This window comes from Burkholderia sp. AU30280 (assembly GCF_020420125.1).
Classification (GTDB): Bacteria; Pseudomonadota; Gammaproteobacteria; order Burkholderiales; family Burkholderiaceae; genus Burkholderia.
The window spans coordinates 111,301-133,483 of sequence record NZ_JAIZRY010000007.1 but is presented as its reverse complement, the minus strand read 5'-3'; the positions used below and the strand labels follow the sequence as shown (position 1 = coordinate 133,483).

The 22,183-nt window shown below is 65.3% G+C and carries 19 protein-coding genes; 1 reads left to right on the top strand and 18 read right to left on the bottom strand.

What is annotated here, in order from left to right; translation table 11 throughout:
- Positions 1-23: 23 nt before the first annotated feature.
- From phoB to LGN17_RS17685, 10 genes are all read right to left on the bottom strand, one after another.
- Positions 24-725, bottom strand: coding sequence for a phosphate regulon transcriptional regulator PhoB (gene phoB, locus LGN17_RS17730; RefSeq protein ID WP_027787869.1), 702 nt, complete (start codon positions 723-725; stop codon positions 24-26).
- 31 nt (positions 726-756) lie between these two features.
- Positions 757-1,461 (bottom strand): phosphate signaling complex protein PhoU, encoded by a 705-nt coding sequence (gene phoU, locus LGN17_RS17725; RefSeq protein WP_175958086.1) that lies wholly within the window; start codon positions 1,459-1,461, stop codon positions 757-759.
- Between the two features lie 18 nt (positions 1,462-1,479).
- A complete protein-coding gene (gene pstB / locus LGN17_RS17720; protein WP_226197941.1) occupies positions 1,480-2,328 on the bottom strand; it encodes a phosphate ABC transporter ATP-binding protein PstB in 849 nt (282 codons plus the stop codon).
- A gap of 15 nt (positions 2,329-2,343) precedes the next feature.
- On the bottom strand, positions 2,344-3,237 hold the full coding sequence (gene pstA / locus LGN17_RS17715) for a phosphate ABC transporter permease PstA (RefSeq protein WP_226197940.1): 894 nt from the start codon (positions 3,235-3,237) through the stop codon (positions 2,344-2,346).
- Positions 3,234-4,220, bottom strand: a complete 987-nt coding sequence (gene pstC / locus LGN17_RS17710) for a phosphate ABC transporter permease PstC (RefSeq protein WP_226197939.1) — start codon at positions 4,218-4,220, stop codon at positions 3,234-3,236. Before pstC ends, pstA begins: the two co-directional genes overlap by 4 nt.
- Before the next feature lie 94 nt (positions 4,221-4,314).
- Positions 4,315-5,349: a phosphate ABC transporter substrate-binding protein PstS gene (gene pstS / locus LGN17_RS17705; protein ID WP_175967570.1), complete on the bottom strand. Its 1,035-nt coding sequence runs from the start codon at positions 5,347-5,349 to the stop codon at positions 4,315-4,317.
- 450 nt (positions 5,350-5,799) lie between these two features.
- The gene (glmM, locus tag LGN17_RS17700; RefSeq protein ID WP_226197938.1) at positions 5,800-7,155 is read right to left on the bottom strand and encodes a phosphoglucosamine mutase; all 1,356 of its coding nucleotides are present in this window, start codon (positions 7,153-7,155) and stop codon (positions 5,800-5,802) included.
- A 28-nt stretch (positions 7,156-7,183) separates the two neighbouring features.
- Positions 7,184-8,125: a dihydropteroate synthase gene (gene folP / locus LGN17_RS17695; RefSeq protein WP_226197937.1), complete on the bottom strand. Its 942-nt coding sequence runs from the start codon at positions 8,123-8,125 to the stop codon at positions 7,184-7,186.
- A gap of 28 nt (positions 8,126-8,153) precedes the next feature.
- Positions 8,154-10,052 carry an ATP-dependent zinc metalloprotease FtsH gene (gene ftsH / locus LGN17_RS17690; RefSeq protein ID WP_226197936.1) on the bottom strand — a complete coding sequence of 633 codons (1,899 nt, stop codon included), beginning with the start codon at positions 10,050-10,052 and terminating at the stop codon, positions 8,154-8,156.
- A 166-nt stretch (positions 10,053-10,218) separates the two neighbouring features.
- On the bottom strand, positions 10,219-10,881 hold the full coding sequence (locus LGN17_RS17685) for an RlmE family RNA methyltransferase (protein WP_046545366.1): 663 nt from the start codon (positions 10,879-10,881) through the stop codon (positions 10,219-10,221).
- 193 nt (positions 10,882-11,074) lie between these two features.
- Here LGN17_RS17685 and LGN17_RS17680 point away from each other — a divergent pair, with 193 nt between their 5' ends.
- Complete coding sequence (locus LGN17_RS17680; RefSeq protein ID WP_175967562.1) at positions 11,075-11,602, top strand: YhbY family RNA-binding protein; 528 nt, start codon at positions 11,075-11,077, stop codon at positions 11,600-11,602.
- A gap of 79 nt (positions 11,603-11,681) precedes the next feature.
- Here LGN17_RS17680 and LGN17_RS17675 read toward each other — a convergent pair whose 3' ends face one another.
- The 8 genes from LGN17_RS17675 to gloB form a co-directional block, all read right to left on the bottom strand.
- Positions 11,682-12,140, bottom strand: a complete 459-nt coding sequence (locus LGN17_RS17675) for a DUF4149 domain-containing protein (RefSeq protein ID WP_226198149.1) — start codon at positions 12,138-12,140, stop codon at positions 11,682-11,684.
- A 14-nt stretch (positions 12,141-12,154) separates the two neighbouring features.
- The gene (gene greA / locus LGN17_RS17670) at positions 12,155-12,631 is read right to left on the bottom strand and encodes a transcription elongation factor GreA (protein ID WP_057927897.1); all 477 of its coding nucleotides are present in this window, start codon (positions 12,629-12,631) and stop codon (positions 12,155-12,157) included.
- A 118-nt stretch (positions 12,632-12,749) separates the two neighbouring features.
- Entirely contained in the window at positions 12,750-16,004 is a 3,255-nt protein-coding gene (gene carB / locus LGN17_RS17665; RefSeq protein WP_226197935.1) for a carbamoyl-phosphate synthase large subunit, read from the bottom strand.
- Between the two features lie 49 nt (positions 16,005-16,053).
- A complete protein-coding gene (leuE, locus tag LGN17_RS17660; RefSeq protein ID WP_175958096.1) occupies positions 16,054-16,713 on the bottom strand; it encodes a leucine efflux protein LeuE in 660 nt (219 codons plus the stop codon).
- A 37-nt stretch (positions 16,714-16,750) separates the two neighbouring features.
- The gene (gene carA, locus LGN17_RS17655; RefSeq protein WP_041492797.1) at positions 16,751-17,896 is read right to left on the bottom strand and encodes a glutamine-hydrolyzing carbamoyl-phosphate synthase small subunit; all 1,146 of its coding nucleotides are present in this window, start codon (positions 17,894-17,896) and stop codon (positions 16,751-16,753) included.
- A 363-nt stretch (positions 17,897-18,259) separates the two neighbouring features.
- Positions 18,260-19,477: an MFS transporter gene (locus tag LGN17_RS17650; protein ID WP_226197934.1), complete on the bottom strand. Its 1,218-nt coding sequence runs from the start codon at positions 19,475-19,477 to the stop codon at positions 18,260-18,262.
- A 157-nt stretch (positions 19,478-19,634) separates the two neighbouring features.
- Positions 19,635-21,209: a transglycosylase SLT domain-containing protein gene (locus LGN17_RS17645; RefSeq protein ID WP_226197933.1), complete on the bottom strand. Its 1,575-nt coding sequence runs from the start codon at positions 21,207-21,209 to the stop codon at positions 19,635-19,637.
- A 151-nt stretch (positions 21,210-21,360) separates the two neighbouring features.
- A complete protein-coding gene (gloB, locus tag LGN17_RS17640; RefSeq protein ID WP_226197932.1) occupies positions 21,361-22,167 on the bottom strand; it encodes a hydroxyacylglutathione hydrolase in 807 nt (268 codons plus the stop codon).
- Positions 22,168-22,183 lie beyond the last annotated feature (16 nt).

Genomic DNA, 22,183 nt, shown 5'->3' with positions numbered 1-22,183 from the left:
GGCACACGGCATGCGTGAATACGTTACGCGTGCTTGGCGAGCCGGTAGCCGCTGCCGCGCACGGTCTCGATCATCGCATCGCAGCCGGCCGGTTTCAAGGCCGCGCGCAATCGTTTGATGTGTACGTCGACGGTGCGCTCCTCGACGAATACATGGTCGCCCCACACCTGGTCGAGCAGTTGCGTGCGGCTGTGCACGCGCTCCGGATGCGTCATGAAGAAATGCAGCAGGCGGAACTCGGTCGGGCCGAGATCGAGCTTGATCTCGCTGCCTTCCGCGTGCGCTGCGACACGATGCGTGGCCGGGTCGAGGCGCAGCCCGTTGATCGACACGACGTCCTCGGTCAGCTGCGGCGCGCGGCGGCGCAGCACGGCCTTGATCCGCGCCATCAGCTCCTTCGGCGAGAACGGCTTCGTCACGTAGTCGTCCGCGCCGATTTCGAGGCCGAGCACCTTGTCCTGCTCGTCACCGCGCGCAGTCAGCATGATGATCGGGATGTGCTTGGTCCGTTCGTTGTTGCGCAGGTCGCGCGCGAACGCGATACCGGACTTGCCCGGCAGCATCCAGTCGAGCAGCACGAGATCGGGCAGCACGTCGCTGATCAGGTTCTGCGCCTGTTCGGCGTTGTACGCGCGAATCGGGCAGTGACCGGCGTGCTGGAGATTCACCGAGATCAGTTCGGAAATCGCGGGCTCATCTTCAACGACGAGAATGTTGCTGGGCATCGGCACCTCTTTTTTTCCTGTATGGAGTCGATTAACTGTTGGCTTCGCGATCGAGCGTGTCGCGCGGCTGGTGCCGCACGTCCGTGCCCTTCACGATATAGATGATGAATTCGGCGATGTTCTTCGCATGATCGCCGATCCGTTCGATCGCCTTCGCGATGAACAGGTATTCGAGGCCGACCGAGATCGTGCGCGGATCCTCCTGCATGTACGACACGAGCTTGCGCACGAACGCACGGAATTCCTGGTCGATCTCCTTGTCGTCCTTGACGATCTGCGCGGCGGCCACCGTATCGAGACGCGCAAACGCGTCGAGCGCGCGGCGCAGGATCGTCACGGCCATTTCGCCCGACACCTTGATCTCGGCGATGTTGACCGCGCGCGCGGCCGGCTCGTCGACCAGGCGGCGCACGCGCTTCGCGATCTTCTCCGCCTCGTCGCCTGCGCGCTCGAGGTTCGTAATCGTTTTCGAAATCGACATCAAAAGGCGCAGGTCACGCGCGGCAGGCTGCCTCCGCGCGATGATGTTGCCGCACTCCTGGTCGATGTCGACTTCCATCGCGTTCAGCGTTTCCTCGGCCGTGATGACCTTCTCGGCCGCATCGCGATCGAATTCGTTCAGCGCGTGCATCGCGCCGACGATCTGCGACTCGACGAGTCCGCCCATTTCCAGCACTTTCGACGACACGGCATTCAGGTCCGCGTCGAACTGGCTCGACAGATGTTTATCCGACATGGCTGTTGTTCTCCGTCATCAGCCGAAGCGGCCGGTGATGTAGTCTTCCGTTTCCTTGCGCACCGGCTTGATGAAGATCTTTTCGGTCTCGCCGAATTCGATCAGCTCGCCCAGGTACATGTAGGCCGTGAAATCCGAGCAGCGTGCGGCCTGCTGCATGTTGTGCGTGACGATCACGACCGTGTAGTCGCTCTTCAGCTCGGCGATCAGCTCTTCGATGCGGCCCGTCGAGATCGGGTCGAGCGCCGAGCACGGTTCGTCGAGCAGCAGCACTTCCGGACGGATCGCGATGCCGCGCGCGATGCACAGACGCTGCTGCTGGCCGCCCGAGAGGCCGTAGCCGCTCTGGTTCAGCTTGTCCTTCACTTCGTTCCACAGCGCGGCCTTCGTGAGCGCCCACTCGACGCGGTCGTCCATTTCCGAGCGCGTGAGCTTTTCGAACATCTTCACGCCGAACGCGATGTTGTCGTAGATCGACATCGGGAACGGGGTCGGCTTCTGGAACACCATGCCGATACGCGCGCGCAGCAGCGAGATGTCGCGCTTCGTCGTCAGCAGGTTCTCGCCGTCCATCAGGATTTCGCCTTCGGCGCGCTGCTCCGGATAGAGCGCGAACATCTTGTTGAACGTGCGCAGCAGCGTCGACTTGCCGCAGCCCGACGGGCCGATGAACGCCGTCACCTTCCCTTCGGGAATGCTCAGGTTGATGTTCTTCAGCGCATGGAACTTGTTGTAGAAGAAGTTGAGGTTGTTGACCTCGATCTTCGCGTTCAGCGGCTCGAGCGGACGGCCGTGCGCCGCTTCTTGCACGCCGGCCGGCGCTGCAGTGCGCTCGACAGGATTCAGGTGGCTTTCTGCCATATTCATCGGATTGCTCCGCCGTTACTTTTTCGAGAAGATCGAGCGCGCCAGGATGTTGAGTCCGAGCACCCCGAGCGTAATCAGGAACACGCCCGCCCATGCGAGCGACTGCCATTCCGCGAACGGGCTCATCGCGAACTTGTAGATCGTGACGGGCAGGTTCGCCATCGGCTGGCTCATGTCCCACGAGAAGAACTGGTTCGACAGCGCGGTGAACAGCAGCGGCGCCGTTTCGCCGGCGATCCGCGCGACGGCGAGCAGCACGCCCGTCACGATCCCGCCGACCGATGCGCGCAGCGTGATCTTCATCACCATGCGCCACTTCGGCGTGCCGAGCGCGAAAGCCGCTTCGCGCAGCGCGTTCGGCACGAGCTTCAGCATGTTCTCGGTCGTGCGGATCACGATCGGAATCTGCAGCAGGGCAAGCGCGACCACGCCGGCCCAGCCCGAGAAGCGCCCCGACTTCGCGACGACGATCGCGTACACGAACAGGCCGATGACGATCGACGGCGCGGAAAGCAGGATGTCGTTGATGAAGCGGATCGTGCCCGCCAGCAGGTTCTTCTGGCCGTATTCGGCAAGATAGACGCCCGCGAGAATGCCGATCGGCGTGCCGACCAGCGTGCCGAAACCGCACAGCAGCAAGCTGCCGACGATCGCGTTCGCGAGACCGCCGCCTTCCGTGTTCGGTGCCGGCGTCGATTCCGTGAACAGTTGCAGCGACAGGCCGCTGATGCCGAGATGCACCGTCGTGTAGAGAATCCACACGAGCCACAGCAGGCCGAAGGCCATCGCGCCGAGCGATGCGGCCAGCGCGATCGCGTTGATGGCCTTGCGCTTGCGCTGCAGGCGATTGCGCATCGCGTCGAGCACGGCGCCGTCCGGCCCCGGGAAATTCATGATGGGCTCGCTCATTTCTTGCCCTCTCCCTTCTCGAGACGAAGCAACAGCAGTTTGGAGATGGACAGCACGATGAACGTGATCACGAACAGGATCAGGCCCAGTTCCATCAGCGCGGACGTATGCAGGCCCGGTTGCGCTTCCGCGAATTCGTTTGCCAGCGCCGACGTGATGCTGTTGCCCGGTGCGAACAGCGACACGCTGTCGAGCAGGTTCGTGTTGCCGATCACGAAGGTCACGGCCATCGTCTCGCCGAGCGCGCGGCCGAGGCCGAGCATCACGCCGCCGATCACGCCGGTCTTCGTATAGGGCAGCACGACCTTCCACATCACTTCCCAGGTCGTGCAGCCGATCCCGTACGCCGATTCCTTCAGCAGCACGGGCGTGACTTCGAACACGTCGCGCATCACCGATGCGATGTACGGGATGATCATGATCGCGAGGATCACGCCGGCTGCCAGGATGCCGATGCCGATCGGCGGGCCGGACGTCAGCGGCCCGAGCACCCACACGTCCTTGAACAGGCGGCCGAGCGGCTTCTGGAAATATTCCGCGAAGATCGGGGCGAACACGAGCAGGCCCCACATGCCGTACACGATCGACGGAATCGCGGCGAGCAGCTCGATCGCGATGCCGAGCGGGCGGCGCAGCCACACGGGCGACAGCTCGGTGAGGAACAGCGCGATGCCGAAGCTGACCGGCACGGCGATGACGAGCGCGATGACCGACGTCACGATCGTGCCGTAGATCGGCACGAGCGCGCCGTAGATGTCCGAGTTGGGATCCCACTCGGATTGCCACAGGAAGCCGAGGCCGAACTTCTGGATGGTCGGCAGCGACGCAACGATCAGGGAAACGATGATCCCGCCGAGCAGCAGCAGGGTCACGATGGCGGCGAGCCGTGCAAGGCCGCCGAATACGACATCCCCGAGGCGGCTCGGCGCGCGTTGCTGCGCAACGTCGGCGGACCGTGAGGACGTATAGGAAATATCAGACATGGGTGCCTGCTTTTGATTGCCGGACGCCGTAACGCCCGGCTTTACCGCACACACTGCCCGACCGGTGCGGCCGGGCAGCGAACCGCTGCAATGCTTACTCGGCGGCGACCGACTTGCCCGAAGCGTCCGTCACCTTCACCTTCCACTGCTTGCGGATTTCCGCTTCGACTGCCGGCGGCAGCGAGATGTAGTCGAGGCTGTCGGCAGCCTTCTCGCCGTTCTTGAACGCCCAGCTGAAGAACTTCAGCGTTTCCGCGCCCTGCTCCGGCTTGTCCTGCTTCGCGTGCAGCAGCACGAACGTCGCGCCGACGACCGGCCATGCTTCCTTGCCCGGCTGGTTCGTCAGGATCTGGTAGAACGACTTCGACCAGTTCGCACCGGCGGCAGCGGCCTTGAACGTTTCCGTCTTCGGCTCGACCACGGTGCCCGTCGAGTTCTTCAGGGCCGTGTAGACCATGTTGTTCTTCTTCGCGTACGCCCATTCGACGTAGCCGACTGCGCCCGGCAGGCGCTGCACGAAGGCCGCGACGCCGTCGTTGCCCTTGCCGCCCGTGCCCGTCGGCCAGTTGACCGTCGTGCCTTCGCCGACCTTCGACTTCCACTCGTCGTTGACCTTCGACAGGTAGTTCGTCCAGATGAAGCTGGTGCCCGAGCCGTCAGCACGGCGAACCACGGCGATGTCCGTGTCCGGCAGCTTGACCTTCGGGTTCAGCGCGGCGATTGCCGGGTCGTTCCACTTCTTGATCTTGCCGAGGTAGATGTCGCCGAGCACCGGGCCCGACAGCGTCAGTTCACCGGCCTTCACGCCCGGCACGTTGACGACCGGCACCACGCCGCCGACCACCGTCGGGAACTGGAACAGGCCTTCCTTCGCGAGCTCGTCATCCTTCAGCGGAGCGTCCGAACCGGCAAAATCGACCGTCTTCGCGACGATCTGCTTCAGGCCGCCCGACGAACCGATACCTTGGTAGTTGACCTTCGCGCCGCCGGTCTGCTGGTAGTCAGCAGCCCATTTCGTATAGATCGGCATCGCGAATGTGCTGCCTGCGCCCGTGATGTCGGCAGCGTGAGCGGCGACGGCGAAAAGCGCGCCAGCCAGGCCGGCAATCGCGGTTTGCATCAATTTCATGAGACCTCCAGTGTGTGAGCGGATGACTACGGCACCGCGAAGGTTAGGGGCTCCTCATGACGGTAATGTGACAATCGATGAAACTGGCGTGACAGTAACATGACTGGTTGAAAGGGAGTACCGGGGGCGGTGCGCGCGGCGCCCGGACGGCGCCGGAACGGCGGCGGCAAGAACTGCCTGCCTGGAAGGGACGGGAGACTAACCCGTTTCACCTGAGTGCGAGCGGATCGTAGCGCAGTGCCCGCGTCACGGAAAGCCCCCGCTCGAGGCGGGTCCGCCATCAGGGGTCAGACGATTTTTCAACTGTGGAATACGGTGGGCGACGCGCCCTTCTCATCGGTATCGCAAACCTTTGCGTCTGATGAAATCGCGGCGCCCGAAGGCGCCGCATGCCAGTTCACAGGCGCGCCGACGCGCAGGCGTTTGACCGCCCCGCGCCGGGCCCGCGCATCAGGTCGTCGCCGCGCGCACTGCGCCGGCAATCGTCTCCGCGTGGCGGACCGCGTCGGCCGCCTGCTGTGCCTCGACCATCACGCGCAGCACGGGCTCCGTGCCCGAAGCGCGGATCAGCACGCGGCCGCTGCCGGCGAGCGCGGCTTCGGCTGCGGCGATCGCTGCGCGGATCGACGTGCTGCCCTTCCAGTCGGCGCCCGGCTTCATCCGCACGTTGATCAGCTTCTGCGGGAACAGCGTGACGCCGTCGAGCATCTGCGCAAGGGTCCGGCCGCTGCGCTTCAACGCGGCGAGCACGAGCAGCGCCGACACGATGCCGTCGCCGGTCGAGTGGCGGTCGAGCGACAGGATGTGGCCCGAGCCTTCCGCGCCGAGCTGCCAGCCGTGCTCGCGCAACTGTTCGAGCACGTAGCGATCGCCGACCGCCGCCCGGACGAATTTCACGCCCTCGCGCTGCAGCGCGACTTCGACCGCGAGGTTCGTCATCAGCGTGCCGACCGCGCCTTCGACCTTGCCGTCGGTCGCGATCCGGTCCTTCACGAGCACGTAGAGCAGCTCGTCGCCGTTGTACAGGCGACCGGTCGCGTCGACGACCTGCAGGCGGTCCGCATCGCCGTCGAGCGCGATGCCGAGATCGGCGTGGTTCGCACGCACCGCGCGCACCAGCGCGTCGGGCGCGGTCGCACCGACACCGTCGTTGATGTTGAAGCCGTTCGGCGCGACGCCGATCGGGATCACGTCCGCGCCGAGTTCGTGGAACACGTGCGGCGCGATCTGGTACGCGGCACCGTGCGCACAGTCGATCACGAGCTTCAGCCCGCGGAGGTTGAACGCGGCCGGGAACGTGCTCTTGCAGAACTCGATGTAGCGGCCGGCCGCATCGTCGAGGCGACGCGCCTTGCCGAGACCGTCGGACGATGCGCATTCGAGCGGCTTGTCGAGCCACGCTTCGATCGCGGCTTCGGTGTCGTCCGGCAGCTTGTTGCCGTCAGCCGAGAAAAACTTGATCCCGTTGTCGTGATACGGGTTGTGCGATGCACTGATCACGACGCCCGCCGACAGGCGCAGCGCGCGCGTCAGGTACGCGACGCCCGGCGTCGGCATCGGGCCGGCCAGCATCACGTCGACGCCCGCCGCCGAGAATCCGGCCTCGAGCGCGGCTTCGAGCATATAGCCCGACACGCGCGTGTCCTTGCCGATCAGCACGGTCGGACGCGAGCCCGCCGCGACGTCGGCCGAGCTGGCCAGTACCTTGCCGGCCGCGTAGCCGAGACGCAACACGAAATCCGGCGTGATGGGCGCCTCGCCCACCGTGCCGCGAATGCCGTCCGTGCCGAAATATCGACGTCCCATAGCGAATCTTCCTCCTTCGTCTTCTGACTTATCGTTGCCGCGCGGCTTCGCGCACGGCATTCCAGATTTTCAGCGCATCGACCGTTGCCGCAACGTCGTGCACGCGCACGATCGCCGCCCCGCGCTCGACCGCGCACAATGCAGCCGCCACGCTCGCCGCGACGCGCTCCATCGGCGGCTTGCCGCCGATCACCGCGCCGAGCATCGACTTGCGCGACATGCCCGCGAGTATCGGATACGCGCGCCCGTCGGGCCGTGCGGGCGCCGTGTCCGGCAACGCGGCCAAGAGCGCATAATTGTCGTCGACGACCGCCTTGCCGAATCCGAAGCCGGGATCGACGCAGATCCGCTCCGGTGCAATCCCGGCATCGCGCAGCGCCTGCGCGCGCTCGGCGAGAAAATCGCGCACGTCGGCCACGACATCGCCGTAATCGGGTTCGCCGACCTGCATCGTTTGCGGCTCACCCAGCATGTGCATCGCACACAGTCCGCAATTGCCGTCTCGCACCGCGTCGATCGCGCCCGGCTGGCGGAACCCCCAGATGTCGTTGATCAGGTCGGCGCCTGCGGCCAGCGCCGCACGCATCACGGCCGGCTTGTAGGTATCGATCGACAGCGGCACGTTCAGCGGCCGCAGCGCTTCGACGAGCGGGATCACGCGCGCGAGCTCCTCGTCGAGCGGCACGGGCGGCGCGCCGGGACGCGTCGATTCGCCACCGATATCGAGGAGGTCCACGCCTTCGGCAATCATCCGCTCCGCCTGGCGCAGCGCATCGTCGCGCGCGAGGAAGCGGCCGCCGTCGGAGAACGAATCGGGCGTGGCGTTGAGGATGCCCATCACGAGCGGGCGTTCGAACGTCAGTTCGAAGCGGCCGCACTGGAGTGGCGCGGGAATGAATGGGAAAACAGCGGAGTCGGACACGAGCAACTGGCGTGAATGAATGCAAAACGGGCCGGTGTGAAGCCACACCAGCCCGTGAAAGGCACTAAAGCGGAGATTATGCCGCCGGCGTAGCAGGCGCCGGCGCGGTGCCGGGCTTCACCTCGGCGCTGCTGCCACCACCCGACGAATCGCCGCCGACAGCCGGCGAGCTCTTCGGGGAACGCGGCGGACGGCCGTCCATGATGTCGTTGATCTGATCGGCGTCGATCGTCTCCCACTCCATCAGCGCGGCAGTCATCGCCTCGACCTTGTCGCGGTTCTCTTCGAGCAGGCGGCGCGCAAGGCCGTACTGTTCGTCGAGCACGCGGCGGATTTCCGAGTCGACCTTCTGCTGCGTCGCTTCCGAGATCGTGCGCGTGAAGCCGCGGCCGAACGGCGATGCATCGTTCTCGTCGTCGACATAGACCATCGGCCCGAGCGCGTCGGTCATGCCGAAACGGGCCACCATCGCACGCGCTGTCTGGGTCGCCTTGTTGAAGTCGTCCGATGCGCCGGTGCTGACGAGGTTCATGAACAGCTCTTCCGCCACCCGGCCACCGAACAGGATCGCGAGGCGGTCCAGCAGGTAGTCCTTCGAGTACGTTTCGTTGTCATGCTCCGGCAACTGCCACGTGACACCCAGTGCACGGCCGCGCGGGATGATCGTGACCTTGTGCACGGGGTCTGCCTTCGGCAGCAGCTTCGCGACCACCGCGTGGCCCGACTCGTGGTAAGCGGTTGCGCGCTTCGCTTCCTCGCGGATCACGGCCGACTTGCGCTCCGGACCCATGAAGATCTTGTCCTTCGCGTCCTCGAAATCCTGCATCTCGACGATGCGCTTGCCGCGGCGTGCCGCGAACAGCGCAGCCTCGTTCACGAGGTTCGCGAGATCAGCGCCCGAGAAACCCGGCGTGCCGCGTGCAATGACTGCCGCATCGACGTCGTTCGCAATCGGCACCTTGCGCAGGTGCACACGCATGATCTGCTCGCGGCCGCGGATGTCCGGCAGGCCGACGTAGACCTGGCGGTCGAAACGGCCCGGACGCAGCAGCGCCTTGTCGAGCACGTCGGAACGGTTGGTCGCAGCGATCACGATCACGCCCGAGTTCGCCTCGAAGCCGTCCATCTCGACCAGCATCTGGTTCAGCGTCTGTTCGCGTTCGTCGTTGCCGCCGCCCATGCCGGCGCCGCGATGACGACCGACCGCGTCGATTTCGTCGATGAACACGATGCACGGCGCATGCTTCTTCGCCTGCTCGAACATGTCGCGCACGCGGGCCGCGCCGACGCCGACGAACATTTCGACGAAGTCCGAACCCGAGATGCTGAAGAACGGCACCTTCGCTTCACCGGCGATCGCGCGAGCGAGCAGCGTCTTGCCGGTACCCGGCGGGCCGACGAGGAGCACGCCGCGCGGAATGCGGCCGCCCAGCTTCTGGAATTTCTGCGGATCGCGCAGGAAGTCGACGAGCTCGGACACTTCTTCCTTCGCTTCGTCGCAGCCCGCGACGTCGGAGAAGTTCACTGCGTTGTTGTTCTCGTCGATCAGCCGCGCTCGCGACTTGCCGAACGAAAAGGCACCGCCTTTGCCGCCCCCCTGCATCTGCCTCATCATGTAGAACCAGAACACGATGATCAGGATCGTCGGCCCGAGGTAGTACAGCGCGGACATCAGCGCGTTCGGCTCGTCATCGGCCTTGCCGCTGACCTGCACGCCGTACTTCATCAGATCGCCGACCATCCAGATGTCGCCGGGCGACACGATCTGGTATTTCTGGCCATCAGCCGGAGTGACGGTGAGGTTGCGCCCCTGAACGATGACGTTCTTGACCTTGCCGTTCTTGGCGTCGTCCATGAACTGCGAATAGGACACGCCTTCCTGGACGCGGGGCTTGTCGAACTGCTTGAACACCGTAAACAGCACCAGTGCGATCACTAGCCACACCGCTGCCTTCGAAAACATATTGTTGTTCAAAGCACCACTCCTTCACTCGTAGACGAGCGCCTACATTTTCCTTGCGGCGCCCCTCGGTCATTCTAATCCAGTCCGACCACCCTCGCCATAAGCATTGACAACCGCCGCGATAGCGCTTCGCTTGCCTGGCAAGGGCCGGAGCCCGTTTGCGGCACCCCGTCGCGCATCAGCGCGGACGTTTCAGATGCCGACCCAAAATGAACGTTTCGGACGATTTGTCGCGGGACGCCTTCGGCTTGCGCGGCGCGACGGTCTTAAACTGCTGTTTGAATTTCTCGACGATCTGGCTGTAGCCGCTGCCGTGAAAGCATTTCACGAGCAGCGCACCGTCCGGCTTCAGATGATTCTGCGCGAATTCGAGCGCCAGATCGCAGAGATGCTCGATGCGCGCCGCGTCCGCCGAGGCCACGCCGGAGAGGTTGGGGGCCATGTCGGAAATAACAAGGTCCACCGCGCGCCCTTCGAGCACTTCCTCGAGCTGGTGGAGCACTTCATCCTCGCGGAAGTCACCCTGGAGGAAGTGGACGTCGGCGATCGGCTCCATCGGCAGGATGTCGAGCGCAACGATCGTGCCGTCGATGCCGCCTTCGCGCTCCGCGTCACGCTTCTTGCCCTGCGCGAGCTTGTTGCGGGCATACTGGCTCCAGCTGCCCGGCGTCGCGCCGAGGTCGACGATCACCTGGCCCGGACGGATCAGCTTGTCCTGCTCGTCGATTTCCTTCAGCTTGTACGCGGCGCGCGCGCGATAGCCCTCCCGCTGCGCCATTTTGACGTAGGGGTCGTTGATGTGGTCGTGCAGCCAGTGCTGGTTGAAGCGGTTTTTTGCCATTCGAGAGAGAGATTGCTGCCAATTGCTTCGTGAAGCCGCGCTTTTAGCGGATAATACGCGTCTTCTTCGCGCGGCTGCGGCCCCTTTTCAGGCCCAAGCCGCGATTTTACGTGGTTTCGGCGCACGGCTGACGCGGTAACTTCCCGCGATTGCTTTCCAGTCAGCGCGCCCTTATTTAGATTTCGACATTTCCATGCCCGCCCTTTCGCTTTCTCCCGCCGAGCGCTCCGCGCTGCGCTCCCAGGCCCATGCGCTCAAGCCCGTCGTGCTGATCGGCGCCGAAGGGCTGACCGACGCCGTGCTGAAGGAAATCAAGGTGCACCTCGACGCGCACCAACTGATCAAGATCCGCGTGTTCGGCGACGAGCGCGACGAGCGCATCGCAATCTACGACGAGATCTGCGATCGCCTGAGCGCGGCGCCGATCCAGCACATCGGCAAGCTGCTGGTGATCTGGAAGCCCGAAGCCGCCGCAGCGGCCCCGGCCCGCGGCCGTCGTGCCGGCACCGTGCCGAGCGCGGCTGAAGCCGTCGACGACAAGAAAGGCCGTGCACCGCGCACCGTCAAGGTCGTCAAGGTGTCGCCGAACGCGAGCCCCGTGCGCCGTCCGAAGCCGACGAAGGTCGTCGTGCGCGGCAACGAGCGCGTGACGGCAGGCGGTAACGTGAAGCGCGCCAAGAAGCGCCAGGCCAGCACCAAGCGTCCGTTCCAGGACAAGTAAGCACCGGGGCGGCACGGCTACGCCGTACCGCCACCCTGCCCGCGGGCCCGGCATCGACCGGGCCTGCGCGGCACTCGCTTCAGGCGTCGCGCGCCGGCAAACGCCAGATCAGCATCAGCCCCAGCACGCTCTCGACGAGGTAGAACACGCTCGAGACGCCGTGCAGCATCCCGAAGCGGCTCGCATACGGCGAATTCGCGATATCGGTGCCCGCATCCATCGCAGCCACCCGCAGCGCGTTCATGAACGGCTGCAGCGCGAAATACCCGACCAGCACGCACACGACCATCGCGGCGACGATCCAGCGCACGCGGCGATAATCGCTGCTGCCGCGCCGCACCTGCTGGTTCGACAATGCGAGCAGCAGCACGCCGCACACGACGCCGAGGATTGCCTCGATACGGAACAGCTGGGCGGCGACCGAACCGGCCGGCATCCGCTCCAGCGTCTTGAACAGCACGGGCGCGACCGCATACCCGATCGTCAGCAGGCTGCCGACCCACACGGCCGACAGCAGACGGAACACGCGATGCGGCATCACGTCGCCCCGCTTCAGATGTAGCTGACCGAGATGATTTCGTACTCGCGCACGCCGCTCGGCGCCTGCACGGCAGCGACGTCGCCTTCGGACTTGCCGATCAGCGCGCGCGCGATCGGCGAGCTGACCGAGATCAGGCCGTGATCGATATCGGCTTCGTCGTCACCGACGATCTGGTACTTGACGGTGTCGCCCGACTCGAGATCCTCGAGTTCGACGGTCGATGCGAAGACCACACGGCCTTCGGCATCGAGCACGGTGGGATCGATGACCTGCGCGGCCGACAGCTTCGATTCGAGTTCCGCGATACGACCCTCGATGAAGCCCTGCTTTTCCTTCGCGGCATCGTATTCGGCGTTTTCGGACAGGTCGCCCTGTGCGCGGGCCTCCGCGATCGCGTTGATCACGGCCGGCCGCTCGACGGACTTGAGGCGCTGCAATTCATCGCGCAGGAGTTCCGCGCCACGCTTTGTCAACGGAATGGTGCTCATAAACGGCTCAATCGCTAAAAACGGCTTTAAAAAAAATCACCGCGATTAAGCGCGTTTCCGATGAACCGGAAACACCGCTTAACCGCGGCACGTATTGCTTCGACAGGAAACTGACCGCTTAGTTTAGGCGAGCGTGAAGACCTTGTAAATCATAGACTTCCAGATCCTTCAGGTAGCGCAAGCCTTCAACCGCCGCGCGCGCGCCCGACATCGTCGTGTAGTACGTGACCTTGTGCGCCTGCGCGCTCATGCGGATCGAACGCGAATCGGCGATCGCCTGGCGCGTTTCGTCGACCGTCGTGAACACAAGTGCGATCTCGCCGTTCTTGATCATGTCGACGATGTGCGGACGGCCGTCCTTCACCTTGTTCACGACCTTCACCGGCACGCCGGCCGCTTCGATCGCGGCAGCCGTGCCCTTGGTCGCGACGATCGGGTAGCCGAGGTCGTGCAGCATGCGCGCGACTTCGACTGCCTTCGGCTTGTCGGCGTCCATCACGGTCAGCAGCACCGTGCCCGACTCCGGCAGGCGCGAGCCGGCCGCGAGCTGCGACTTGAACAGCGCTTCGCCGAACGTCTGGCCGACGCCCATCACTTCGCCGGTCGAACGCATTTCAGGCCCGAGGACCGGATCGACGGTCGGGAACTTGACGAACGGGAACACCGCCTCCTTCACGCTGAAGTACGGCGGCTCGACTTCCTTCGTCACGCCCTGCTGCGCGAGCTTCTGGCCGACCATGGCGCGCGCCGCGATCTTCGCGAGCGGCAGGCTGGTCGCCTTCGACACGTACGGCACCGTGCGCGATGCGCGCGGGTTCACTTCCAGCACGTAGATGATGTCCAGCTTCGAACCGTCCGCCTGCGGCACCTGCTGGATCGCGAACTGCACGTTCATCAGGCCGACCACGTTCAGCGCCTTTGCCATCGCGCCCGTCTGGCGCTTCAGCTCGGCCACGGTTTCCTTCGACAGCGAGTACGGCGGCAGCGAGCATGCCGAGTCGCCCGAGTGGACGCCCGCCTGCTCGATGTGCTCCATCACGCCCCCGATGAACACGGCTTCGCCGTCGCAGATGCAGTCGACGTCGCACTCGATCGCGTCGTTGAGGAAGCGGTCGAGCAGCACCGGCGAATCGTTCGACACCTTCACGGCCTCGCGCATGTAGCGCTCGAGGTCGCGCGGCTCGTGGACGATTTCCATCGCGCGGCCGCCGAGCACGTAAGACGGGCGCACGACCAGCGGGTAGCCGATTTCCTCGGCGAGCTTGAGCGCTTCGTCTTCCGCGCGCGCGGTGCGGTTCGGCGGCTGGCGCAGGCCGAGGTCCTGCAGCAGCTTCTGGAAGCGTTCGCGGTCTTCGGCCGCGTCGATCATGTCCGGCGACGTGCCGACGATCGGCACGCCGTGCGCCTCGAGGTCGAGCGCAAGCTTCAGCGGCGTCTGGCCGCCGTACTGGACGATCACGCCGACCGGCTTTTCCTTGTCGACGATCTCGAGCACGTCCTCGAGCGTCAGCGGCTCGAAGTACAGGCGGTCGGACGTGTCATAGTCGGTCGACACCGTTTCCGGGTTGCAGTTGACCATGATCGTTTCGTAGCCGTCCTCGCGCATCGCGAGCGCCGCGTGCACGCAGCAGTAGTCGAACTCGATGCCCTGGCCGATCCGGTTCGGGCCGCCGCCCAGCACCATGATCTTCTTGTTGGTGGTCGGCTGCGCCTCGCACTCTTCCTCATAGGTCGAGTACATGTACGCGGTTTTCGTCGCGAATTCGGCCGCACAGGTGTCGACGCGCTTGTAGACCGGGCGCACGTTGAGTTCGACGCGGCGCTTGCGGACGTCTTCCGGCGTCGCGCCGAGCAGCTTCGCGAGGCGGCGGTCGGAGAAGCCGCTCTGCTTCAGGTAGCGCAGTTCGTCGAACGACAGCGACGCGAGCGTGCGGCCGCCGAGCGCCTTTTCCTTCAGGATGATCTGCTCGATCTGCTCGAGGAACCACGGGTCGATCGCGGTTTCCGCGAAGATTTCCTGGGCCGTCATGCCGATGCGGAATGCATCACCGACGTACCAGATGCGGTCCGGGCCCGGCTCGTGGATCTCGATCGCGATCTCGTCGCGGTTGGTCGACTTCTCGTCGAGACCGTCGACACCGACTTCGAGGCCGCGCAGCGCCTTCTGGAACGATTCCTGGAACGTGCGACCGATCGCCATCACTTCGCCGACCGACTTCATCTGCGTCGTCAGGCGCGAATCGGCTTCGCGGAATTTCTCGAACGCGAAGCGCGGGATCTTCGTGACGACGTAGTCGATCGTCGGCTCGAACGACGCCGGGGTCTGGCCGCCGGTGATTTCGTTCTTCAGCTCGTCGAGCGTGTAGCCGACCGCCAGCTTCGCCGCGACCTTCGCGATCGGGAAGCCCGTTGCCTTCGATGCGAGCGCCGACGAACGCGACACGCGCGGGTTCATCTCGATGACGACCATGCGGCCGTCCTTCGGGTTGATCGAGAACTGCACGTTCGAGCCGCCCGTGTCGACGCCGATCTCGCGCAGCACCGCGAGCGACGCGTTACGCAGGATCTGGTATTCCTTGTCGGTGAGCGTCTGCGCCGGCGCGACCGTGATCGAGTCGCCGGTGTGCACGCCCATCGGGTCGAGGTTCTCGATCGAGCAGACGATGATGCAGTTGTCGGCGCGGTCGCGCACGACTTCCATCTCGTATTCCTTCCAGCCGAGCAGCGACTCTTCGATCAGCAGCTCGCGCGTGGGCGAGAGATCCAGGCCGCGCTTGCAGATTTCCTCGAACTCTTCGCGGTTGTAGGCGATGCCGCCGCCCGAACCGCCGAGCGTGAACGACGGACGGATCACGACCGGGTAGCCGCTGCCGCCCGTCTCCGCCATGATCTCGGCGTGCACCTTGGTCGCCTCTTCCATCGAGTGCGCGATGCCCGACTTCGCGGAACCGAGACCGATCTTGGTCATCGCTTCTTTGAACTTCTGGCGGTCTTCCGCCTTGTCGATCGCTTCTGGCGACGCGCCGATCAGCTCGACGCCGAACTTCTCGAGCACGCCGTGGTGGTGCAGGTCGAGCGCGCAGTTCAGCGCGGTCTGGCCGCCCATCGTCGGCAGGATCGCGTCCGGGCGCTCCTTCTCGATGATGCGCGCGACGACTTCCCACGTGATCGGCTCGATGTAGGTCACGTCGGCCGTGTTCGGGTCGGTCATGATCGTCGCCGGGTTGCTGTTGACGAGAACGACCTTGTAGCCCTCCTCACGCAACGCCTTGCAAGCCTGCGCGCCCGAATAGTCGAACTCGCACGCCTGGCCGATGATGATCGGGCCGGCGCCGATGATGAGGATGCTCTTGATGTCTGTGCGTTTTGGCATGGCTTGTGAATTCAATAAGTAATCGTTGTCGTGGGTCGGCCGGCTGCGCTCAGCTCATCGTGGCGAGCGCGAGCTTCACCGAGAATCCGATGAACAGGCCGCCCACGCTGCTCGCCGCGCCTGCTGCAAGCTTGCGGCGGCGGCGGAAGTGCTCGGCGAGCCGCGCACCCGCGAAGATCAGCGTGCTCAGGTACAGGAAGCTCGCGCATTGCGCGATCGCCCCGAGCACGCCGAACGACAGCGCGGGATGCGGGAATGCCGGGTCGACGAACTGGATGAAGAACGAGATGAAGAACAGGATCGCCTTCGGATTCAGCAGGCTCACGATCAGCGCCTTGCGGAAAGGCCGCTCGCCGTCGACGGCCGGCGGTGCATCGACCGGCACATCGCCACGCGCGCGTAGCTTGCTCCACGCGCTGCGCAGCATCCCGGTGCCGATGTACAGCAGATACGCGGCGCCGCCGTACTTGACGACGGAGAACAGCAGCGGATTCGCCTTCAGCAGCGACGCGACGCCGGCGGCGGACAGCACCATCAGCACCGTATCGCCGACGAACACGCCGCACGCCGCCCGATAGCCGGCCTTCACGCCGCGCTGCGCCGCGAGCGACAGCACGTACATCGAGTTCGGCCCCGGCAGCAGGATGATGAAGATCACGCCGAACACGTAGGTCCAGATATCCGTGATGCCGAGTGCGTGGCCGAACATGATGCGAATCTCCCGAGCTTCAGTTGCGTCGTTGACGTTAGGCGTTGCGCTGCTTCGCCGCGTCCATCAGCGCGGTGAAACGGTCGAACAGATAGCCGATGTCGTGCGGGCCGGGCGACGCTTCCGGGTGGCCCTGGAAGCAGAATGCCGGCTTGTCGGTCAGCTCGAAACCCTGCAGCGTGCCGTCGAACAGCGACACGTGCGTCACACGCGCATTCGCCGGCAGCGAATCCGCATCGACCGCGAAGCCGTGGTTCTGCGACGTGATCACGACACGGCCGTCGCCGAGATCCTTCACCGGGTGGTTCGCGCCGTGGTGGCCCGTCTTCATCTTCAGCGTCTTCGCGCCGACCGCGAGGCCCATGATCTGGTGACCCAGGCAGATGCCGAAGGTCGGCACGCCGCGCTCGATGAATTGCTTCGTGGCCGCGATCGCGTAGTCGCACGGTTCCGGATCGCCGGGGCCGTTCGACAGGAAGACACCATCCGGATTCAGCGCGAGCGCATCTTCCGCGCTCGCCTGGGCCGGCAGCACCGTGACGTGACAGCCGCGCTCGGCGAGCATGCGCAGGATGTTGTACTTGACGCCGAAATCGTAGGCGACGACGCGGTACTTCGGCGCTTCCTGCATGCCGTAGCCGCCTTCGAGGCGCCATTCGGTCTGCTTCCACTCAAACGGCTTCGTGGTCGACACGACCTTCGCGAGATCCATGCCCGCGAGACCCGGGAACGAACGCGCGAGCTCGATTGCCTTCGCTTCGTCGTCCGAGCCCGTCAGGATGCAGCCGTTCTGCGCGCCCTTGTCGCGCAGGATGCGGGTCAGCTTGCGGGTGTCGATACCGGCGATCGCGACGACGCCTTCGTCGCGCAGGTAATCGCCGAGCGTGCGGTCCATGCGGAAGTTCGATGCGAGCGAGGGCAGATCACGGATGATCAGGCCGGCGGCATGGACTTTCGTGGCTTCGACGTCTTCGGCATTGACGCCGACGTTGCCGATATGCGGATAGGTGAGCGTGACGATCTGGCGCGAGTAGCTCGGATCAGTCAGGATTTCCTGATAGCCGGTGATCGCGGTATTAAACACGACTTCGCCGATCGTGTGGCCTTCGGCCCCGATCGAATAACCACGAAAGACCGTGCCGTCGGCGAGTGCAAGCAAGGCGGGAGTAAAAGACGGCAACACGGGAGGCTCCTTGGGGAACACCCTGCTGCCGACCTGTTTACCCTGCCGCGCGAGCGCCGCGCTGCGTGAGCGCGCGTGGTCGCTTGCTGGACGCGGCCTGCGCTGTCGAGACGCGAACCCGGCGCGTGGCGCACGAGGCTTCGCGGCATCGCCCGGCAGGCGGCGTGCGGCGGATGAACGGGATGAATGAGGTAGGCGCTAGGGTGCGAGGTTGATCAGCACAAACTTTCAAATTATAGCCTGAAAATGGCCCTATCTTCAATTGATATGGCCGTCCGATCGTGCGCATGCCGCGCCCGGCGACGCGACGCATGCGCTGCGGCCCCATTTACGCGGCCGCCCTGCCCCCAGCGTACCGCCGGATCAGTGTGCTTGACCAGCGCCGCGCGCAGGCCAGACGTACCAGACTGCACTCGCGAGCTGCAGCGCGAGCAGCACGCCCCATGCGGTGAAGTGTGCGGCGGCCGGATAGTGGCCGTCGATCGCGGGCCAGCGCGACAGCACCGCGCCGACACCGATCTGGAACGCAAAGATCAGCAGGAAGATCACGAGCGTGAGCGTCGTGTTCGCGCGACCGATCAGGTGAGCGGGAAAATGCCCGGCCATCACCGCGTAGGTCAGGATGCCGACGCCGCCGAACATCCCGTATGCGGCCCACAGCACGGCGGGCGGCAACGGCACGCGCGCGACGATCGCGGCCTGCGTCGCGACGAACAGCGCCATGCCGACCCCGCAGAACGCGTATACGGACACGCCGCGCCGCTCGAGCACGCGCGCGGCGGCGCCGAAGCCGACGCAGCCGGCCATCATCGCGAAGCCGAGCACCGACACGAGGCGCGCGGCATGCGGCGCATCGAACCCCGCGACGTCGCGCAGGTACGGCCCGACCCATAGCGACTGCATCGCGTAGAACACGCCCTGCGTGACGACGGAGAACGACGAGATCTTCCAGAAGGCGGGGCTGCTCAGGATATGCCACGTGCCCTTGAACTGGCTGACGATCCCACCCTGGTGCCGCACCTGCTTCGCTTCCGGCGCGCCCAGCCCGATCGACGCCGCGACGCTCACCGTCAGCACCGCGAGGCCGAAACAGATCGCGCGCCAGCTCGTCCAGCCGAGCAGCCAGGTCAGCGGCGAGCCGACCATCACGCCGCCGAGGCCGCCCACGGCCATCACGAGGCCGTTGACGAGCGGCAGCCGGCCGACCGGGAAATGCTGCGCGAGCGCCTTGAACGCCGCGCCGAGACACACCGATACGCCGACACCGATCAGCAGCCGGCCGACCATCATGGTGCCGAGACTGTGCGCGGCGCCGAACACGGCCGCACCGGCGGCCGCAAACAGCAGCATGCCGGCCGTCACACGCCGCGGGCCGAAGTGGTCGAGCATCACGCCGGCCGGGATCTGCGCGCCTGCGAAGCCGAGGAAATAAAGACTGGTGAGCAGACCGAGATCGGCGGCCGACAACCCGAGCTCGTGCGTGACGAACGGCGCGAAGCCCAGATTGACGCCGCGAAACACATACGACACGAAATACCCGACCGAAAACAGCGCGAGCACCCTCACCTGCACCGACGACATCACTTCCCCTTGTTATACGTAGACATTCACGGCGGCGCCCCCGCGCCGCGCACAAACAAAAACGCCGTCACCTCGGTGACGGCGTTTCGTCGCATTTCGTCGGATGATAGCGCAATCGCGCGAACCGGGCCGGCCGCACGATGCGCTCGCGAGTGCGTTACTTCTTCTTGCCCTTGTGCGCTGCCGCCTTGGCCGGCGCCGCTTTCGCAGGCGCCGCCTTCGCCGGCCTGGCTGCCGGCTTTGCCGCGCCGCGCTTCGCGCCGTGCGACTTGCCGCCCACCGCCAGGCTCGCGCGCTCGATGTGCGCACCGCCGGCCGACGTCGCGATCCGCTCCGGACCGGGTTCCGCCGGCACCGAACGGCCGACCGGCACGTGCAGCACGAGCGCCTGGCCCGGCATCACGAGATCGCGGTGCGTGCGGTTCCACGCCTTGAGCTGGCCGACCGACACGCCGTAGCGGCCGGCGATCGCGGCCATCGACTGCTTGCGGCGCACGCGGATCAGCATCTTCCGCGTGTCGGGCACATCGGGTTCCATCGCGAGCACGCCGTTTTCGGCGACGTCGGCGCTGATGTCCTCGTCGTCGTCATTGCCGCGCGGCACGACGATCGTCGAGCCGGGCTTCAGGCGCATGCCGGCCGGAATCTTGTTGATCGACATCAGCGTATCGGCGTCCACGCCGATCTTCTCCGCAATCGCGGCCGGCCGCGCACGTTCGCTGACCGTATAGGTGGTCCACGACGAGAGCTGGCCGTTGTACGCCTTCAGGTTCTTCTCGAACGCCGACGCGTTGTCGAACGGCAGCAGGATCTGCGGCTCGGTCGCGCCGAGGATCACCGGCTTCGAGAACGACGGGTTCAGCGAGCGGAATTCGTCGAGCGACAGGTTCGCGAGCTTCGCCGCCACCGCCACGTCGATGTCGCGCGACGTCGTGACCGTCACGAAATACGGGTGGTTCGGGATGTCCGGCAGGGCCAGGCCATACTGCTGCGGATTCGCGATGATGTTCTTCACCGCCTGCAGCTTCGGCACGTAGTTGCGCGTCTCGTTCGGCATGCGCAGGCTCAGGTAGTCAGTCGGCAGGCCGGCCGCCTGGTTGCGCGCGATCGCGCGCTGCACGTTGCCCTCGCCCCAGTTGTATGCGGCCAGCGCGAGATACCAGTCGCCGAACATGTCATGCAGGCGCGACAGGTAGTCGAGCGCGGCGCTCGTCGACGCGAGCACGTCACGGCGCTCGTCCTGCCACATGTTGCGCTTCAGGTTGTACGTGCGACCCGTGCCGGGCATGAACTGCCACATGCCGGCCGCCTTCGCGACCGACAGCGCCTGCGGGTTGTACGCGGACTCGATGAACGGCAACAGCGCGAGCTCGGTCGGCATGTGACGCGCCTCGAGTTCCTCGACGATGTGGTACAGGTACTTCTGCGAGCGCTCGGTCATGCGCTGCACGTAATCCGGGCGCTGCGTATACCACGTGGTCTGCATGTCGACGAGGTCGGTCTGCAGGTCGGGCATCTGGAAACCGCGGCGGATGCGACCCCAGAGATCGGAATCCGCACTGGTCAGATCGCCGACGGATTGCTTGTCGACGTCGACAGTTTCTTTGGCGGTGGCTGATTTACGGAGGTAGGTGGACGTCGCCTGCGGATCGGCGGCGTTGTTGGCGACAGGGGCCTGGCTCGCACAAGCGGCGAGCAGCAGAACCACCATCGCACTCAATATAAGTCGCATGAAATTCTCTGCTTCCGACGGCTGGAAATTGCAGGCGATACTACGGAAGTGCGTGCTTCACGTCAATAAAAACACCGAAAACTCAGCGAAATCCTACATTTGGAGCAATTTTTACAGGCACCGCATGAGCTTTGGAGTCCTCCGGAAATCATCATCGGAACCGGTTTTTCCACTCGCGCATCAGCGTGAACGCCGTCAGACGATCCGGCACTGTTTCGTGCAACTCGGCCTCGAGCGTCGCGCGGATCGCATCGCTGTCCGCACGCATGAACGGGTTAACGGCACGCTCGTGCGCGATCGTAGTGGGGAGTGTCGGCACGCCGCGCGCGCGCAGCGCCTGCGCGTCGTCGCGCCACGTGGCGAGCGCCGCATTGCCGGGTTCGCACGCGAGCGCGAAGCGGATGTTGGACAGCGTGTATTCGTGCGCGCAATGCACGTGCGTGTCGCCCGGCAGTGCCGCGAGCGCGTCGAGCGATGCGAGCATCTGCGCGGGCGTGCCTTCGAACAGGCGCCCGCAACCGCACGAGAACAGCGTGTCGCCGCAGAACACGTGCGGCGCCGCGTTGCCCTGCCCGGCCGCCTGGAAATAGGCGATGTGGCCGCGCGTATGGCCCGGCACGTCGAGCACGTCGAACGCGACGGCCGGCGCGTCGAGCGTCACGCGCGCGCCGCCCGAAAGCGGTCGCGTGACCACGCCGATCGCCTCGGCAGCGGGGCCGTAAACGGCGAGCGGAACATCGTCCGGTTGGCCATCGCGCAGTGCCGCGACACCGCCGACGTGGTCGGCGTGATGGTGCGTGAGTAAAATAGCGGTCAACCGCCAGCCTCGCTCGGCTAGAACCCGGCGCACCGGCGCGGCTTCACCCGGATCGACGGCGATCGCATCGCGGCCGTCCGAGACGAGCCAGATATAGTTGTCTTCGAATGCCGGAACCGGCACGTATTCCAGCTCGTTCATGGGCGCGCAATCATCG